Annotated in this window: 10 protein-coding genes; 3 read left to right on the top strand and 7 right to left on the bottom strand. The window is 31.1% G+C overall.

Features of this window, described 5'->3' with window-relative positions; genetic code table 11:
* Window positions 1-125 precede the first annotated feature (125 nt).
* The 3 genes from AXF11_RS01840 to AXF11_RS01830 all read right to left on the bottom strand — a co-directional run bounded on the left by AXF11_RS01840 (window position 126) and on the right by AXF11_RS01830 (window position 5,083).
* Entirely contained in the window at window positions 126-1,733 is a 1,608-nt protein-coding gene (locus AXF11_RS01840) for a subtype B tannase (RefSeq protein WP_068158143.1), read from the bottom strand.
* 164 nt (window positions 1,734-1,897) lie between these two features.
* Window positions 1,898-2,860, bottom strand: coding sequence for an AEC family transporter (locus tag AXF11_RS01835; RefSeq protein ID WP_068154404.1), 963 nt, complete (start codon window positions 2,858-2,860; stop codon window positions 1,898-1,900).
* A 117-nt stretch (window positions 2,861-2,977) separates the two neighbouring features.
* Window positions 2,978-5,083, bottom strand: coding sequence for a glutamine synthetase III family protein (locus AXF11_RS01830; protein ID WP_068154402.1), 2,106 nt, complete (start codon window positions 5,081-5,083; stop codon window positions 2,978-2,980).
* Between the two features lie 370 nt (window positions 5,084-5,453).
* Here AXF11_RS01830 and gltB point away from each other — a divergent pair, with 370 nt between their 5' ends.
* Together gltB and AXF11_RS01820 are read left to right on the top strand one after the other, a co-directional pair.
* On the top strand, window positions 5,454-9,965 hold the full coding sequence (gene gltB, locus AXF11_RS01825; protein WP_068154399.1) for a glutamate synthase large subunit: 4,512 nt from the start codon (window positions 5,454-5,456) through the stop codon (window positions 9,963-9,965).
* Window positions 9,966-9,967: 2 nt separating this feature from the next.
* A complete protein-coding gene (locus AXF11_RS01820; RefSeq protein ID WP_068154397.1) occupies window positions 9,968-11,416 on the top strand; it encodes a glutamate synthase subunit beta in 1,449 nt (482 codons plus the stop codon).
* Window positions 11,417-11,564: 148 nt separating this feature from the next.
* On the opposite strand, the gene clpB is transcribed toward AXF11_RS01820, so the two are convergent.
* From clpB to AXF11_RS01805, 3 genes are all read right to left on the bottom strand, one after another.
* A complete protein-coding gene (gene clpB, locus AXF11_RS01815) occupies window positions 11,565-14,135 on the bottom strand; it encodes an ATP-dependent chaperone ClpB (protein WP_068154395.1) in 2,571 nt (856 codons plus the stop codon).
* 325 nt (window positions 14,136-14,460) lie between these two features.
* Window positions 14,461-14,889 (bottom strand): VOC family protein, encoded by a 429-nt coding sequence (locus tag AXF11_RS01810; protein WP_068154393.1) that lies wholly within the window; start codon window positions 14,887-14,889, stop codon window positions 14,461-14,463.
* Window positions 14,890-14,945: 56 nt separating this feature from the next.
* A complete protein-coding gene (locus AXF11_RS01805; protein ID WP_068154392.1) occupies window positions 14,946-15,791 on the bottom strand; it encodes a cell division protein FtsZ in 846 nt (281 codons plus the stop codon).
* Window positions 15,792-16,586: 795 nt separating this feature from the next.
* Here AXF11_RS01805 and cbiB point away from each other — a divergent pair.
* Window positions 16,587-17,609 (top strand): adenosylcobinamide-phosphate synthase CbiB, encoded by a 1,023-nt coding sequence (gene cbiB, locus AXF11_RS01800; RefSeq protein ID WP_068154389.1) that lies wholly within the window; start codon window positions 16,587-16,589, stop codon window positions 17,607-17,609.
* 440 nt (window positions 17,610-18,049) lie between these two features.
* Here cbiB and AXF11_RS01790 read toward each other — a convergent pair whose 3' ends face one another.
* Entirely contained in the window at window positions 18,050-18,799 is a 750-nt protein-coding gene (locus AXF11_RS01790; RefSeq protein WP_068154385.1) for a hypothetical protein, read from the bottom strand.
* Between the last annotated feature and the right edge of the window lie 154 nt (window positions 18,800-18,953).

Here is an 18,953-nt window from a genome sequence, read left to right as displayed (position 1 = left end):
TCAAGGATTCTAAAAATTTTTTCTGTAGAAAAACTAGCACAATTTTTTGTAGATACCCCCCCCCCCACTAATAGCGACCTATAATTTCTTACTATTATCTTGTTAAAATTGTACTAATTAGATTTTTATTTTCCTTCTGCTACAACTTTGTCCATCCATTTGAATAGTTCTGTCAAATCATAGTCTCCCGAATGCGGAGTCGCCCAAGGCGATGCAAAATCAACCTTTTTCTCAAGATTTTCCAATTTTATGGCAAGTATCGCAGGTATTGCAAGCGAAGTATCCTTATCAATTGCTCCGTGTCTTATTCTCCAGTATTTTACTCTTGAACTTGCAATATAATTCATCGGATTCATCATTTTTATAATTTTCTTATCAGCCATCGTTCCATTTACGGTTGAATGTTCCAGCATATATTCTGTAAAATGCTTATTATTCGTAGTTTCATCTCCAAATTCATTGTTTTCTCCTGTTGACAAATCCACATTATCAAAGGCTCCAGGCGTTTTTTGTCTACCCATATAGGCGATATATTTGTCGTAATCTAAATCTACGACTTTTCCATTTTTTATCGTCAAAAAATCAAATTTCGATAAATTAGTTCCTTTTTTCAAAGCCGCATTTGCTGAATCAATGTAATACTGTTTAATCTGATTTTTAAAACTTCCATTTCCATCTTTATCCAATGTCAAAAGTTTACCATTTTTGTCCTTCAATTTCAAACTATTCACATAATCAGGAAACATTTTTTTCAAATCGTTTGAACGTGAAATTTCATCATCAGTCAATGTACCTTCAGTGTATTTTCTTTCAACATTGTAATCTAACATTGTAATATCAATTTTTTTATATGTTTTCACATCGTTAAACATCCATTCGTAAGCTGTATTCGCATTCTCTAAGTTAGTTATTGGGCAATAAGCTGACACGGCGTAAATATCATCTCTAGCCTTCAATGCTCCAATTTCCTTTAAATAAGGCTCGTAATCCTTGCTATTTCCAGTTGCACCTAACAGAGCTGAAACTGCTCCTCCAGCGCTTGTACCATTGGAAATAATTCTATCCGCTCTTCCTGGCATTTTACCATCATTGTAACGCAAATATCTGACAGCTGCCTTCAAATCTACAATTACAGCAGGTGCCTTTCCTGTATATTTTCCATCTTTTTCCAAAGTTCTACCTCTAGCTCCAGGACTTGCCACAACATATCCATTTGACAATGCAACTAATGAAGCATCAGGATTTCCGTCTCTCCCGTTTCCAGGAACTCCAGCGGCTCCAGGCATATATCCTCCAACAGTATTTGGGAAAAATATTGGTGCAGTTTTTGCATTATATTTTCCAACTGATTTATTTTTAAAATATTCTTCTGGAATATAGATATTTATAGTTTGATACGCAATATCAACTGGTTTTGCAACATAAACTATATTTTCATAAGCACGATAAGTGATTGTTTTTCCATTCACAGTTGCTGTTTTCGTCGTATAATTTTTATTTGCATCAAAATTTAAGTTGTAATCATTTTCTGTTTTATTTGTTATCATATCTTCGGTTATTACTTTTTTATTCATAGGTGCTCCCATTTGTGGCTTTTTATCTTCGCTTTTATTTTTTTCGTCACTCTTTTGATTTTTATTTGATTCCATTAATCCTTTTTGATTAATAGTCGTATTGGAAGCCATTACTATGGCTGAAATTATTAAAGTTAATACAACTATTCTCTTTTTCATAAATCCTCCTTTGATTTCATAAACAAAATTTGACTTTATTATACTTTGTATTAATTTTTTGTCAATATATTTATTTTTATATTTTTTCTTAAATTTATAAAAAAAATTCAAATTTTATATTCCAAAAACTTGAATTCCTTTATTTTACTAAATTTATTTTAATTTTATAAAAATTTTAAAATTGTCATAAGTAAAGGTACCATTATTATAAATAAAATTGTACTTGTTGTTACGACATTTGTAGCGTATCCAATATCACCCTTTGTTTCATTTGTTAATATTGGAAGTGCAGCAAATACTGGTGTTGCTGACTGAATTACGTATGTATTTAAATCATTTCTAGTTATGTCTATATGATGCTGTGCCAACTTTACTAAAACTATCATTACAACTGAAGAGATTACAAACCTTCCAAGTAGAGCTAAAATTGTATCTTTGTCAAATCTTATGCTGTGAAGTCCTGCGTCAGCTAATACAATTCCGATGTATAGAAGTGCGAGTGGAGTAACTATTTCCCCAACGTAGTCAAGTGTATTAAATATTGACTTTGGTATTTCTACTTTTAACGCCAAAAATATGAATGATATTACAAATGCTACAAGTGCGGGAGACAATAGCTTTTTCCAGTTGATTCCACTTCGTTTCCTATTTTCCAAATCCACTTCTGCAGGATCATTTTCCAAAAAAATGTACCCCAAAGTCCAGATTGATATAGTATTTGTAATATAATACATTAAATAATACGGTAGACTTTGTTCTCCAAAAAGTGCAATATTTAAAGGCATTCCTATAAAAATTGTGTTACCGTTTACGACGGCATTATAAAATACTCCACGACGACCATCTCTCATCTTTACCGCCTTTATCATCAAGTAAGCAACTAAATAACCGATGATTACTGATAAAAATGTAAAAATAAGTCTGTTAGATAAATTTTCCAAAACTTCTAATTTTAAATATTTGAATACTGAGACAAATATTGAAGCGGGTAATGACACGTTCATAATTAATTTTGATACATTTTCACTGAATGTATGATGAAACCAGTGTCTTTTTTTTAGCACATAACCTAATGCAATTATAAATATAACAGGAAAAATACTTCCCAGCGATGTAAAAAATATCATTTTTTCTCCTTTCGATATATTAAAAATTTTTTACATATAGACAGTATAACACTATGAAAAAATAAAATCAAGATAAAAAAATAAGGAGAGATAAATCTTTCTCCCCTTAAATTTTTGTTATAATTTGAACAATAAATCAGTATATGTTGGAAATTTCCATAAACTTTTGTCGATAACTTTTTCTAAATTATCACAAGGAACTCTTAATGCTTCAAGTCCAGTTATCAATTTTTCTTTTGCTAAATCAGTTTGTTTTTCCAAGTTTTCTTCATTCTTAACTCTTGCAATCTCTTTTTCAAGCGATTTTGTCTCTTTTCTTAATGTTGTTATATTTGCCAAAACTTCTTTTAACAATTCTTCCTGCTCTTTTATAAAGGCTTTTCCATATTTTGAATTTTTTTCAATGTGATCTGCCAATAAATTTGCAAATTTTAATGCTGATGGAAAAATATTTTTGTTTACTATCTCAATGAATGTTCTTGATTCGATGCTAAGCTGTTTTACATATCTTTCAGCATAGGCGTTGTATCTTGCTGCTGATTCTTGTTCTGATAACATTCCTATTTCATTTACCAATTTTAAAATTTGGGGATCAAGCATTTTTCTAAGTGCCGTATTTGCTGAAACTTCGTTTGTAAGTCCTCTTTTTTTAGCTTCTTTAACCCATTCTTCGCTATATCCATTGCCATTAAAGATAATTCTGTGATGTTTTTTATAAGCGCTTGCAATAATTTCGTTTGTTATTCTAGGCAAAGTTTTTTCTGTCGCTTTTTCAAGTTTATCAGCGTATTCTGACAATACTTTTCCAACTGCTGCATTAATTACTGCCGCTGTTGTTGCTGGAGTTGAGCTTGAACCTGGCATTCTAAATTCAAATTTGTTTCCTGTGAAGGCAAAAGGTGAAGTTCTGTTTCTATCCCCTGCATCCATGCTGAATGTCGGTAGTACATCAACTGATAAGTTTACTTCTGAAGCTTCTGACACAGGTGTGTCTTTTTTGTTAGCGATGTTATCTAAAATTGTTGTCAATTCGTCGCCTAAAAAGATTGAAATAATTGCTGGAGGTGCTTCGTGTCCTCCTAATCTGTGATCATTTGTAGCAGTTGCAGTCGAGTATCTCAACATCGGATAATATCTATCTACAGCTTCAATTACAGCAGATACAAAAATTAAAAAGCTTGTATTTGTTTTAGGGTCTTTTCCTGGACTAAATAAGTTTTTTCCGTCATCAGTTCCAAGCGACCAGTTGTTATGCTTTCCTGAACCGTTTACGCCGTCAAAGGGTTTTTCGTGAAGTAATGCCACTAAGTCATGCTTTAACGCAGTTTTTTCAATTGTTTCCATTATAATCTGGTTTTGGTCTGAAGCCAAGTTTGCAACTGAAAATAATGGTGCAACTTCAAATTGGTTTGGTGCAACTTCGTTATGTCTAGTTTTTGATGGAATTCCTAATTTCCAAAGTTCTACGTCGACATCACTCATAAAGTTTATAACTTTATCTTTAATTTTTCCAAAGTAATGGTCGTTTAATTCCTGACCTTTTGGTGCTGGTGCTCCAAATAATGTTCTTCCAGTAAGAAGTAAATCGTCTCTTGCTTCAAACAATTCTTTTTTAACCAAGAAATATTCCTGCTCAACCCCAAGTGTGTTAAATACATGTTTTGAAGTTGTATTTCCCAATGTTCTTAAAACTCTTAGTGATTGTTCACTTATATATTTCATTGTTCTTAGCAAAGGAACTTTTTTATCCAGAGCTTCACCTGTAAATGAAATAAATGCAGTTGGAATGTATAATGTAACTCCATTTTTATTTTCTCTTATGAAAGGATATGAACTTGTATCCCAAATTGTGTACCCTCTTGCTTCAAATGTGCTACGAAGACCTCCATTTGGAAATGATGAAGCATCAGGCTCACCTTTTATCAAATTGCTTCCTGAAAATTTGTAAATTAATTCTTCACTTTCAGTTGGTTCCAAAAATGAGTCGTGCTTTTCAGCTGTCAAGTCTGTTAGTGGTTGAAACCAGTGACAGTAGTGAGTTGCTCCTCTTTTAGTTGCCCAGTCTTTTATAGCATTTGCAATTACTTCTGCAGTTTCCTTCGATAATTCTGTTTTACCAAGTTGTGATGCTTTAAATTCTTTGAAAACTTCTTTAGAAACTCTTTTTTTAAGATTGCTGTCCCTAAAGACATTCTCTCCAAAACTTTTCATAGCATTTTCCATAAATTTACCTCTTTCCTAATTTCTAAGATTTTCATTTTTTGTAAGATTGAAAATGTGTAAAAACAATATAAGATGTGTAAAATACACTTTTCTAAAACTCTTTCAAAACTATTCATAAGCTTATTATACAATGTGTAAAATTATAAGTCAAATGAAAATTTTGACAATATTTTGTTTTTCAAATATCTTTTTAAAGCCACTATTTATCATATTTTTTACTATTCATAAAAAATTATTACTTTGGAAATCAAATTTTTTTTTATATTTGCAAAATGATTTTGCGAAATGTATAATTGGTTCATCTATACAAGGCTAAAATATTTTTTTTAAAATATTTTAGATAAAATCTAAAACATTGGAGGGACAGACTTTGGATAACAACATTCAAAATGTAAAACTAAAAAAATACGAGCTTTCAAGAAATTCACTTTATGAGCCGTATTTTGAAAAAGACAACTGCGGTATGGGATTTATCGCAAACATTGACAACAAGAAAACTAATCAAATCGTAAAAGACGGAATAAGAATTCTAGCTGGATTAGAACATCGTGGAGCGGAAGGATATGACTCAGATACTGGAGATGGAGCTGGGCTTTTGTTTGAAGTGCCGCACGAATTTTTTGCTGAAATTATTCCTAATCTTCCTGAATTTGGAGATTATGGGGTTGGAAACATATTTTTCCCAACTGTAAAAGAAGAATTTGAAAAAATAAAGGCAATTATCGAAGAAACTGTGAAAAACTCAAAAGATGAAATCCTAACTTGGAGAGAAGTTCCAATTAAAAAGGATGCCGTAGGAGTTCAGGCACAATCTACAATGCCGTCTATCTGGCAGCTTTTCATAAAAAGAGTAAATTCATCAAAAGATGATTTTGAAAAAAATCTTTATATTTTGAGAAGAAAAATTGAAAATGCTGTAAAAAAAGCAAACTGCGACACTGAAGATAAATTTTATATAACAAAATTATCTTCAAAATCAATAATTTATAAAGGTCTAGTAAAACCTGACCAAATTGAAAATTTCTATATCGACTTGCAATCAAAAAAACTTGTAAGTTCATATTGCTTAGTTCACCAAAGATTTAGTACAAACACTTTTCCAGCATGGAAACTTGCACATCCGTTCAGATTTTTGGCACATAACGGGGAAATTAATACGGTAAAAGGGAATGTAAACTGGATGAAAGCCAGAGAAATTGCACTATCTTCGCCTAATTATGAAGATATAAAAGAATTATTTCCTGTAAATGATGAAGAGTGGTCGGATTCAGCTAATCTTGATGCCGTTATTGAACTTCTTGTATTTTCTGGAAAAACTTTGATGGAAGCGATTTCAATTTTAGTTCCTGCGGCTTGGGAAAAGGATCATACTAAATCTGAAGATTTAAAAGCGTTTTATGACTATTATTCAGGATTAATGGAACCTTGGGATGGACCTGCGGCCATGATTATGACTGACGCTAGATATTTGGTTGCAAAACTTGATAGAAATGGGCTTAGACCGCTTAGATATATTTTGACTGATGACAATCAGATGTTAGTTGGCTCTGAAGTTGGAACTTTGCCAATTAAACCTGAAAATATTGTCCAAAGTGGAAGAGTTAAACCTGGAAAAGTTTTTGTAATTGATCTGGAAGAGAAAAAATTGTATAACGATGACGAAGTTAACGAAAAAGTTTTAAATGGAACAGATTTCAAAAAATTGATTAAAGATAAGAAAAATGTAAATGATTTGATGAAGGAAGCTAATTTTAACTATAACAAAACTAGCGATTTAGATGACATTTACAACAAATTAAAATTATTTAGCTATTCAAGGGAAGATTTGCACATCTTGATTTCAAGAATGGCTATAACTGGAAAAGAACCGCTTGGTTCAATGGGAAATGACGCAGCACTTTCTATTTTTTCCAAAAAGCCAAAATTGCTTTACAGCTACTTTAAACAATTATTCGCACAAGTAACAAACCCTCCAATTGACTCAATTAGAGAAAATTTTGTTATGTCGCTTAGAACTCAGCTTTACAGAAAAGCAAATATTTTAGAAGAAGTTCCTGAAGCTGGAGAAACTGTAGTTTTGGATTCACCAATTATGGACAACAAGACTATGGAATTTTTGAAAAATTATGAAAGAGATGGCAAAAAACCTGTTATTTTAGATATAACTTTCAAGCCAACTGAAAATTTGGAAGAAAGACTGGATAAAATATTTAAGCTTGCTGAAGATGCGATTGATAGCGGCATAAAATCAATTATTTTATCTGACAGAAACGCTGATACTGAAAATGTGGCAATTCCAGCTTTACTTGCTGTTGCTGGACTTCATCACTATTTAATTAGAAATAAAAAACGAAATGAAATTGATATTTTAGTGGAAACTGGGGAAGCTAGGGAAATTATGCATTTTGCATTGCTGATTGGATACGGTGCAACTGCGATTAATCCTTACTTGGCACTTGATTCAATTGAATATATGGTAAAAAATAAACTTTATTTGAATGCCGATGAATCTGAAATAAAAGATTTGCAATACAACTATTTGAAAGCTCAGAAAAAATCAATCTTGAAAACTATGTCAAAAATGGGAATTTCAACTGTTGACAGTTACAGAGGAGCACAAATTTTTGAAGCTGTTGGATTATCAACTGAGTTAGTTAAAAAATATTTCACAGGAACTGTTTCAAGAATCGAAGGACTTACAATTAAAACATTGGAAGATGAAGTGCTAAATAACTTTGATGATGCAATTGACTCGATAAATCTTGGTACTGAAACACTTTATGTGGATGGAGAATATTCTTGGATGAAAGAAGGAACAAATAGAATTCTTACTCCTGATGCGATTGCAAAAGTTCAAGATGCCGCAAATAGAGATGATTACAACACTTATAAGGAATTTGCAAAAATTGTAAACGACCAAAGTCAGCATTTGCTTACAATAAGAGGAATGTTAAAATTCCATTCTGACAGAAAACCTGTTTCAATTGACAAAGTTGAGCCAGTTGAAGCAATTATGAAACGATTTGTTACTGGAGCAATGTCGTTTGGGTCAATTTCAAAGGAAGCTCATGAAGCGATTGCAAGAGCTTTAAATACAATTGGTGGTCGTTCTAACTGCGGGGAAGGTGGAGAAAATCCTGAAAGATTTTTAGATAACAGAAGAAGTGCTACAAAGCAAATTGCATCTGGAAGATTTGGAGTTACAACTGATTACTTGGTAAATGCCGATGAGTTACAAATTAAGATGGCTCAAGGGGCAAAACCTGGAGAAGGTGGACAGCTGCCTGGATTTAAAGTTAATAAAGAAATTGGAGCTACTCGTCATACAACGCCTGGAATTAGCTTGATTTCACCGCCACCACACCACGATATTTATTCAATTGAAGATTTGGCACAACTAATTTTTGACTTGAAAAATGTAAATGAAAAAGCTAGAATTAGTGTTAAATTGGTGTCTGAAGCTGGAGTTGGAGTCGTTGCCTCTGGAGTTGCTAAAGCAAAATCTGAAATGATCTTAATCTCTGGACATGACGGAGGAACTGGAGCATCACCGCTATCTTCAATTAAACATGCTGGACTTCCTTGGGAATTAGGACTTTCTGAAGCTCACCAAATTTTAAAGGAACACAAATTGAGAAGCAGAGTTACTCTTCAAGTTGATGGAAAATTAAAAACTGGTAGAGATTTAGTAATTGGAGCGATTTTAGGAGCTGAAGAATTTGGATTTGCGACAATGCCACTTGTAATTTTGGGATGTATTATGATGAGAAAATGCCACACAAATATGTGTCCAGTTGGAGTTGCAACTCAGTCTGAAGAACTTCGTAAGAAATTTACTGGACAATATGAAAATATTATCAGATACTTTAGATTTATCTCACAAGAAGCAAGAGAAATTATGGCTGAACTTGGAGTTACAAAACTTGATGAATTAATTGGAAAAGCTGATGAATTTTTAGAAGTTAACAAAGTTTCAAACTTGGAAAAAGTTAAAAATGTAAACTTAGGAAAAATCCTTTATACTGACAAAAATAGCGACAGTCCAAATGTAAAAACTCAAAATCAAGACTTTAAAATGGAAAATATAATTGACAGAAAATTAATTAAGCTTGCTAAAGCAACTTTTGAAAGCGATAAAAATAATGTTCAAAAAACTGTAATTAATGAAAAAATTGAAAACTTTGACAGAAGTTTTGGAGCTATGTTAAGTGGAGAAGTTGCTAGAACATTTGGTGGATACACTCTTGAAGATGACACAATTACGTTAAACTTAGAAGGAATTGGTGGACAAAGTTTTGGGGTGTTTGGAGCAAAAGGTATAACTTATAACTTGACTGGACAATCAAACGATTACATCGGAAAAGGACTGTTTGGAGCAAAAATTATTATTAAAAAACCCGAAGTTTCTAAATACGAAGCAGATGAAAATATAATTGGAGGAAATGCCATTTTATACGGTGCAATCAGAGGAGAAGCTTATTTAAACGGAGTTGTTGGAGAAAGATTCTGTGTTAGAAACTCTGGAGCAATTGCTGTTGTAGAAGGTGTTGGAGATCACGGTTGTGAATACATGACTGGTGGACGTGCTGTTATTTTAGGAGAAACTGGTAAAAACTTTGCCGCTGGTATGAGCGGTGGAATTGCTTATGTTTATGATAAAAACAACAATTTTGAGAAAAATTTGAATAAAGAAATGGTCAATTTTGACGAACTTAATGAAGTTTACGAAAATGAAATAAAAACTTATGTGGAAAAGCACTTTAATTATACAGGAAGTGTCGTTGCAAAGGAAATTTTAAACAATTGGGAAGTTGAAAAACAAAACTTTAAAGTTGTTATTGCACCTGAATTTAAAGAAATATTTGAGAGAGGTGAGGCTTAAAAATGGGAAAACTAGGTGGATTTTTAGAAATACATAGAGAAGAAAAAAAAATTAGGGAAATTTCTGACAGAATTAAAGATTTTAATGAAATTGATGTCCCTTTAAACGATGAATATATAAAAACACAAGCGGCTAGATGTATGGACTGCGGAGTTCCTTTTTGCCACTGGGCCTGTCCTGTAGATAACCACTGTCCTGAATGGCAGGATCTAGTCTATAATGGAGAATGGAAAAAGGCTCTGGACTTGCTTTTGTCAACAAATCCATTTCCAGAATTTACTGGGCGAATTTGTCCAGCACTTTGTGAAGGAAGTTGTACTTTAGGAAAAAATGATAAGCCTGTAACTACTAAAAATATTGAACTTGCCCTTATTGAAAAAGGATGGGAGAATGGCTGGGTAAAACCAAAAACTCCGAAAAAAAGATTTGACAAAAAAATTGCAGTAATTGGAAGTGGGCCATCTGGACTTGCTGCCGCTCAAACTTTAAATAGATTTGGGTACAATGTGACAGTTTACGAAAAAAGTGAAAGAGCTGGAGGATTACTTGCACTTGGAATTCCTGATTTTAAGCTTGACAAGAAAATAATTGACAGAAGAGTAAAACTTATGGAAGAAGAAGGTGTTAAGTTTATTTACAACACTGAAGCTGGAAAAGATATTTCTAACGAAAAATTAGAAAAAGAGTTTGATATAATTCTTATGGCTTGTGGTTCAAAACAAGCTAGAGATTTAAATATTAAAGGAAGAGAAGCAAAAGGCGTTTATTTTGCAATGGACTTTTTGACTCAGCAAAATAGAAAAGTAAACAATATTCCTTTGTATAACGAAGAAATTGATGTGAAAGGTAAAAATGTACTTGTAATCGGTGGTGGAGATACTGGTTCTGACTGTGTTGGAACATCTGTAAGACAAGGTGCTGCAAGTGTAAAACAAATTGAAATTTTAAATAAGCCATCTGAAACTCGTACATCAAAAAATCCTTGGCCACAATTTCCAATGTATCTAAAAACTTCGACTTCTCATAAGGAAGCAACAGAAGTTTATGGAAATGACCCAAGAGAATGGAATGTTACAACAAAAGAATTTATAAAAGATGAAAATGGAAATTTATGTGGAGTAAAAATTGCAAAAGTTGAAAGTTTTGTAAATGAAGATGGAAGACTTGGATTTAGAGAAATTGAAGGTTCTGAAGAAATAATGAAAGTTGATTTTGTCTTTTTAGCAATCGGATTTTTACATCCATACTTTGAAGGGCTTTTGGAAAATTCAAAAGTTGAATTAGATGGGCGTGGAAATGTTAGTGCAAATGTAATCGACCACCAAACTTCTCAAGAAAAATATTTTGCTGCAGGAGATGTGAGACGAGGGCAATCACTTGTTGTCTGGGCAATTAGTGAAGGTAGAAATGCTGCAAAGGCTATTCATGAATATTTGAGAAAAAATAGATAATAAAAGACTTCTTGGATTTTTTCCAAGAAGCCTTGTAAAATGTCCGCAATTTTATTTATTTAGAATAGATCACATTATTAATCAAAAAAGAAGTACCATTTCTGATACTTCTTTTTCTATTTTTAGAAAAACTTACTTATTAACAAATTTATTTTTCTACTTTATAAATCAAATCCTTACCGTCACTATCAACCTTAACGACACTATTTTCAGGAACTTCGCCACCTAAAATCATCTTAGATAAATTAGTTTCTATATCTTTTTGTACAAAACGTTTTAGTGGTCTTGCACCGTAAGCTGGATCATATGCTTCGTTTACAATGTAATCCAACGCTTTGTCGGTAAATTCTACTTTGATGTATTGTTCTTTCAATCTTTCGTTGATACCATCTAAAATAAGATTTACGATATTTTTGATACTATCTTTTCCTAATGCCTTAAATACAATAATATCGTCAATTCTGTTTAAAAATTCTGGTTTAAATCTATGTTTCATTTCGTCTAAAACAGCTTCTTTTGTTGGTTCTGACACCATAGGATCATTTAAAATGATTTCACTTCCAATATTTGAAGTCATAATTACAATTGTATTCTTGAAATCTACCATTTTACCTTTTCCATCGGTAAGTCTTCCATCATCAAGAAGTTGCAATAGCACATTAAACACATCTGGGTGTGCTTTTTCTATTTCGTCAAATAATATTACGGAATAAGGTTTTCTTCTGACAGCTTCAGTTAGTTGTCCACCTTCTTCGTAACCTACATATCCTGGAGGCGCTCCTATAAGTCTTGTGACGCTAAATTTATCCATATATTCCGACATATCAATTCTTACAATATTATCTTCATCATCAAACAGATTAAATGCTAGTGTCTTAGTCAAATAAGTTTTTCCCACACCAGTTGGTCCTAAGAATATAAATGAACCAATAGGTCTATTTGGATCTTTTAATCCGGCACGAGCTCTTATAATTGTGTCGCTTATTGTCTTTATAGCTTCGTCTTGTCCAATTACACGTTCTTTTATGTGATCCGCAAGGTGTAATATTTTTTCTCTTTCACCTTGTAGTAATTTTGCAACTGGAATACCTGTCCATTTTCCAACAACTTCGGCAATTTCTTCGCTGTCGATCTCTTGTTTTAATAATTTTCCTGCTACGCCAGATTTACTTTCAGCTTTTTCTTCTTCAGCTTGTTTTTGTTTTTCTAGTTCAGGCAGCTTTCCGTATTGCAATTCTGCAAGTTTATTATAGTCATTTTTTCTTTGAGCCTGTTCAATTTGTAATTTTACTTTTTCAATTTCTTCATTAATTTTAGCAACTTTTCCTGCTTCTTCTTTTTCTTTTTCCCACTGAGATTTTAGTTGAGTTTCTTCTTCTTTTAATTCAGCGATTTCTTTTTCAAGCGTAACTAATCTTTCTTTAGAAGCTTTGTCAGTTTCTTTTGTAAGTGCTACTTTTTCAATTTCAAGTTGCATTAATCTTCTTGTAATTTCGTCAAGTTCCACAGGCATTGAATTAATTTCAGTCTTTACTTTTGCTGCGGCTTCGTCGATTAAGTCAATCGCCTTGTCAGGTAAAAATCTGTCATTTATGTATCTGTCACTCATTGTAGCTGCGGTAACTATCGCATTATCTGTAATTCTAATTCCGTGAAAAATTTCAAATTTTTCTTTCAATCCACGTAAAATTGAAATTGTATCTTCAATAGTTGGTTCATTAACCATTACTGGCTGAAATCTACGTTCAAGTGCTGCATCTTTTTCTATATATTTTCTGTATTCATCAATAGTTGTCGCACCAATTACTTTTACTTCTCCACGAGCAAGCATTGGTTTTAAAAGGTTACCTGCGTCCATTGAACCTTCAGTTTTTCCAGCTCCCACGATATTATGAACTTCATCTATAAATAAAATTATTCTTCCTTCACTTTTTTCAATTTGTTCAAGAACCGCTTTTAATCTTTCTTCAAATTCTCCACGGTATTTTGCTCCTGCGACTAACGCTCCCATATCAAGTGAAAAAATCGTTTTGTCCTTTAAGTTTTCAGGTACATCGCCCTTTAAAATTCTCTGAGCGATTCCTTCTGCAATGGCTGTTTTTCCAACTCCTGGTTCTCCAATCAAAATTGGATTATTTTTATTTCTTCTCGATAAAATCTGGATTGCACGACGAATTTCCTGGTCTCTTCCAATTATTGGATCAAGTTTACCTTTTCTTGCCATTTCAACTAAGTCTTTACCAAATTTGTCCAATGCTTCGTATGTGCTTTCAGGATTATCTGTCATAACGGTTCTACCTCCTCTCATCTCATTTAAAACATTTTCAAATTGTTTTTTATTAATGCCGTTTTCTTTCAAAAAGGAGTTATTGTCAAAAGCTGCTAAAAACAGATGCTCTGTACTGATATAAGTGTCACCCATTTTTTTAGCATAATCTTCAGCTCCTACAATTACTCTGTTCATTTCAGCGTTTGGTCTTACTTCACCAACTCCACCTTCAATTTTTGGCATATTGTTAAGTTTTGCCTCAAGCTTTTTAGTCAATTCGGTCGTATTAATTCCCATCTTTTGTAAAATATTTGGAATAAGTCCATCCATTTGACCAATTAATGCAAGTAGCAAATGTTCCGTTTTCATATCGGAATGTTTATATCTAATCGCAAAGTTGTGTGCTTCCGATATAGCACTCATACTTTTTTGCGTAAACTTTTGCTCCATATTTATCACCTTTTTAAATATTATTATAAATTCACTTTTACTTTTTGTTAGCACTCTTCATCTTTAGCTGCTAACAAATATACTATATCATAAAATTTTTATTTTGTCAACATAAAAATTTAAAAATTTTTCAATTTTTTTTAACGGTATATTGTATAATTAAGTGCAACATCTATTGATTTTAAAAAGGTTTAAGAATATTCTCACAATTTTTTATCAAAAAAAAACATCAAAAAAAAAGAAAAAAAGAAGTATAAGCTTACTGCTTTTACTTCTCCTAACATTTATAAAATTTTTATCTATTTTACAAATTAGAATATATTTACTAAAATTGTAATAATCCATTTTCATCAAATTTAAAATCTGGTCCCCAAACCACTTCCCAATAGTATCCGTCTAAATCACAAAAATACGCATGGTATCCACCCCAAAATACATCTTGAGGTTCTTTTACAATAGTTCCTCCTGCTTTTTTTACCAATTCAACAATTTTATCTACATCATTCTTATTTTTTACATTGTATGTTAAAGTAATTCCTGAAAATCCGTTACCTTTCGGAGGATTAGTTTCATTAATATCTTTTGCCAGTAAATCTAAAGGAAATAATTCAAATTTTGTTCCAGTCGTATCAAAAAAACATACTGGAGGATTGTCTACTTTACAGTCTGTTTTATATCCCAAACCATCCCTATAAAACTTTAATGCTTTTTTCATATTTTTTACACCTAAACAAATACAAGTTATTTTATTCATTGTTCTCCCTTTCTTCAGCTAACATTTTTGCTAGCATTTTTCTTTTATTTCATTTATTAAAAAAAATCCGTTATTAGCATTTCCACTTTAATTTTATCTTCAAGCTCAGCATCCTCAATGTATCCCCATAGCATATTTGTTTGATCTGCTCCAAATTTTCCATTTATATTCATAATTACTTTATGTAAATCCGTTAACCCAATGTCTGATCCTGCTGTAATACTTAACAGTATTCTTTTAGCTTTTGGCAGATTTTTTACAAAAAGGCTGTTTATTATTTGTCCTGTAACAAGTTTTACCTTATCCTGTCCTTCCCCTTCACCAAATGCTGTTATGCCTTTTCCTGAATTTTTCAGCATTATTTTAACATCATCAAAATCAAGATTCATTATCCCTTGTTTTTTTATTAGATTTGTTATAAATTCTACATTTTTTATAAAAATTTCATCTCTTTTTTCAAATAATTTATCGAAAGTTGCACTAGAATCCGCTTCCACTAATTTTTTAAGAGGCAAAACTATAACAGTATCAGAAACTTCTTCTAATTTCTTGATTTCCTCAGTTTCTCCATTTGAATTAATTGATGTAGCAACTACAATCACTGTCAATATTTCCATTGTTTTTGCAACTTCTGAAACAACATAGGCTATCTCGTTATTCTTCTTTTCCGACATTTCCGTCAAAATAAATACTAAATCTGTATTTTTCAATGCATCCTGCACTTTCTCATTTAAGTTTTCAGAAACCAATATTTTTGATCCTACATTCAATTTATCCAAATTCTCCTGATTGGTGTCAATTCCCAAAAGTTCAACTTCTGCAACCTCTTTTTGCACCATTTTATTCAAAACTTCATTTCCCGCTGTACCAATTCCGACAACTTTTATTCCAACACCGTCCATATTTTTTCTCCTTTAGTTGTAAAATTTTCTATATTTTAACATACTTTCTCAAAATGTAGTTAAATTTTTTTATTATTTTTCATATAATTTTGCCTTTTCTTTCAATAATAATAAAAAACTACCATAATTGGTAGCTTTACATTTAAAGTTGCTTCATTTTAAGGTAGTGGAACACCTGTTTTTAAATCCTTATTTCAGTATAATTATATCATATTTAGTTAATTAGTCAATACTTTTTCTTTTTTTAGACAGAGTAAAATAGTTAGGGGTAAATAAAAAATCTTATTTTAAGTTTTTCATTCAATCCAGAAAGTTACTAAAATTTTTTTTCTTTTTTAAGCAGAAGTGCTCATCGCCGCACCCCTGCACCCCGGCTAGTCTTCGACATTTTTACGCACTGCCAAAAAACTCGCTTACGGCGGGGCAGTTTTGTCAGCACATAAAAATGCTCCGACGGTTTAAATTTTACTATTATACAAAAGGTGTCGTGATTTTTTTGGAGTAAAGACGACTGTTTGAGCACGTTTAGTGCGAGTTTCGGCTTTGCTTCAAAAAAATGCTTAGACGAGCGTGGGGATTATAAGGGGAAATGGTGGTCCTTTCCCCTTATGTAAAAAAATAATATTAAACAAAATAACATCTTGTAATCAAAAATAAGCTAAAAAATTTGAAATTAAAAAATCTGCCCCTAAAATTTTTAAACCGTCTCTTTTTTTATTTTAAATTTTGATAAAACCTTTTAAATATGGTAAAATATTAAAAAGTAAAATAAAATTAAATTGAAAGGTGAACAAAATGAGTTTTATTATTAAAATTTTAATTGCATTTATATTGGATTTAATTTTTGGCGATCCACAAAAAATTTTACATCCTGTGCAAGTAATTGGGAAAATGATAACTTTTTTGGAAAATAAATTTTATAAATTTGGGAAAAATAATAGAATTGTTATGGTGTTTTGGGGAGCGATTTTGAGTTTAATTGTTGTGATTAGTACATTTTTTTTGATGTTTCTTGTTTTACTGCTTTCTAAAAAATATAAAACAATTTTTACAGTAATTGAAATTTATTTGATGTATACAGTTTTTTCGGTAAAATCTTTAGGTAAATGTGGAGAGAAAATTTACAAAATTTTAAAGATGGGAAATTTGGAAAAAGCAAAAAAGGAACTATCCAATTTTGTTTCGAGAGATACTGAAAATATGGATAAAATTACGGTAATCCGTAGTACAATGGAAACTATTTCAGAAAATATAACAGATGGAATAATAGCGCCTATGTTTTTTCTGTTTTTGGGAGGATTACCTCTAGCTATGAGTTATAAAGCTATTAATACGCTTGACTCAATGATTGGCTATAAAAATAAAAAATATGAATATTTTGGGAAATTTGCTGCAATACTTGATGATGTCGTAAATTTTATTCCAGCAAGAATCAGTGGCGTATGTATAACTGTTGCAAGTTTTATTTTGAGATACAATTACAAAAGAGCATGGAACACTTTTAAAAGGGATAGAAAAAAACATAAAAGTCCAAATTCTGCTCATTCTGAAAGTGCTGTCGCTGGAGCTTTAGGTGTTCAATTTGGAGGTCCTACTTCATATTTTGGAAAAGTTGTGGAAAAGCCAACCATAGGAAAAAAATTAAAGGAATTTAAAACAGAGGATATAAGAAGAAATATTCGTCTGATGTATGTTACAAGTTTTGTAACTTTAATAATTTTTTCTTTCGTATATTTAACTTTAAAAGGAATTTTTAACGGTTTATTTGCAAAAATTGGGTATTTGATATTAAAATCATTTGTTGAAATGTTCATTTAAGAAACTTAGTAAAGAATTTTACTTGGAGATTCTCCAAAAAGATATATAAATCCATTAATATAAGGGTTTTCTAGTTTATTTACATAAAAAAATTTACATTCTCAATACTTTATTTTTGTTGCGATAATTTTAGAAAAAATCAAAAAGGAGCTACTTCAAAAAAATTCGAAATATCTCCTTTAGTAAATTAATTAATATCTCTGGTCTCTCATATGATGATGCCCACCACAAGGAATGTCGCCATTTGAATAATGATGGTGGTTTTCACCACAGTAGCCACCACAGCTATATTCATTGTCCATGTGTCTGTGTCTATATCTTCTATTTGAGTATTCTTGCGAAGACGTAGAGCAATTTATTACTCCTACGATTACTAAAAGTGAAAAAACTAATTTTTTTATCATAATATATCATTTCCTTTCCAATAAATTTTTAATAGATTAATCTAAGTTATTAGAAAAAGTAATTACATTTAGTGTATCAGCATTCAGTATTTTTTCATTTTGAGGATTTTTTTCTGTTTTTGCAGATACCACTTTTTTATTTTTATTCTTTTTATTTTGAACATAAATTTCTTCTGTGATAAAAGTATTGTCTTTTTTTAAATCCCTATCCATCATTTTTATTCTTCTTTTTAGCGCGGCTTTTTTCTTCTTCAATTCTTTTAATTTGTCTTTTAAAATTTTTTTATCCAATTTTTTCTGTAATTTATCTTGCTTATCTGTGTTTTCACCCATATTTTTAACTTTTTCATTTTTAAAATTTTTATCTATAACAATTAAATCTGGATTTGAAGTGAGAATAACTTTATTTTTTTTATTACCGTTTTCTTCGTTTAACGCCGCTTTTTCAACTTTATTGTTCAAACTTTCTCTTTTATCAACTTTTTCATTTTCCATGTCGTTTTGAAAAAATTGTGCAACATCAATGAAATCTATTCCTGACAAAATTTCTTGTCGTGTTCTATGTTTCTTTTTTCTTTTGTTTTTCAATTTTTTGTGAGAGTTTTTCTTTTTCATATTTTTTTGTGTGTTAGTTTTTTTAGTATTGTTTGTGGGATTATTTTCGTTTTTATTAATGTATTTTACTTCTGTTTTTTTGTCAATCTCCTGTTGTGCACCTTTAAGTTCTTGATTTGCTACATTTGTTGCAATTAAAGTTGCCATTCCTAAAATATTTAAATTTTTCATCGTTATTTTCTAATGTTTAATATATTTTAAACATTATTTTCACCTTTCTTAAAAGTGTAATATTCAAGTATCCTATTATTATTTTAACATATTTTTATTTAAAAATAAAATAAAATTTTATAATTTTGATAAAATAAAAATGTTGAAGACTAGC

This window comes from Leptotrichia sp. oral taxon 847 (assembly GCF_001553645.1).
In the GTDB taxonomy this organism is placed as follows: Bacteria; Fusobacteriota; Fusobacteriia; order Fusobacteriales; family Leptotrichiaceae; genus Leptotrichia.
The sequence above is the reverse complement of the archived record's forward strand: the minus strand, read 5'-3'. Positions and strand labels throughout refer to the sequence as shown.

Bases quoted from the DNA above. Each gene is read 5' to 3' on its own strand.
- AXF11_RS01840 (WP_068158143.1), bottom strand. From the start codon at position 1,733: ATGAAAAAGAGAATAGTTGTATTAACTTTAATAATTTCAGCCATAGTA.
- AXF11_RS01835 (WP_068154404.1), bottom strand. From the start codon at position 2,860: ATGATATTTTTTACATCGCTGGGAAGTATTTTTCCTGTTATATTTATA.
- AXF11_RS01830 (WP_068154402.1), bottom strand. From the start codon at position 5,083: ATGGAAAATGCTATGAAAAGTTTTGGAGAGAATGTCTTTAGGGACAGC.
- AXF11_RS01820 (WP_068154397.1), top strand. From the start codon at position 9,968: ATGGGAAAACTAGGTGGATTTTTAGAAATACATAGAGAAGAAAAAAAA.
- clpB (WP_068154395.1), bottom strand. From the start codon at position 14,135: ATGGAGCAAAAGTTTACGCAAAAAAGTATGAGTGCTATATCGGAAGCA.
- AXF11_RS01810 (WP_068154393.1), bottom strand. From the start codon at position 14,889: ATGAATAAAATAACTTGTATTTGTTTAGGTGTAAAAAATATGAAAAAA.
- AXF11_RS01805 (WP_068154392.1), bottom strand. From the start codon at position 15,791: ATGGACGGTGTTGGAATAAAAGTTGTCGGAATTGGTACAGCGGGAAAT.
- cbiB (WP_068154389.1), top strand. From the start codon at position 16,587: ATGAGTTTTATTATTAAAATTTTAATTGCATTTATATTGGATTTAATT.
- AXF11_RS01790 (WP_068154385.1), bottom strand. From the start codon at position 18,799: ATGAAAAATTTAAATATTTTAGGAATGGCAACTTTAATTGCAACAAAT.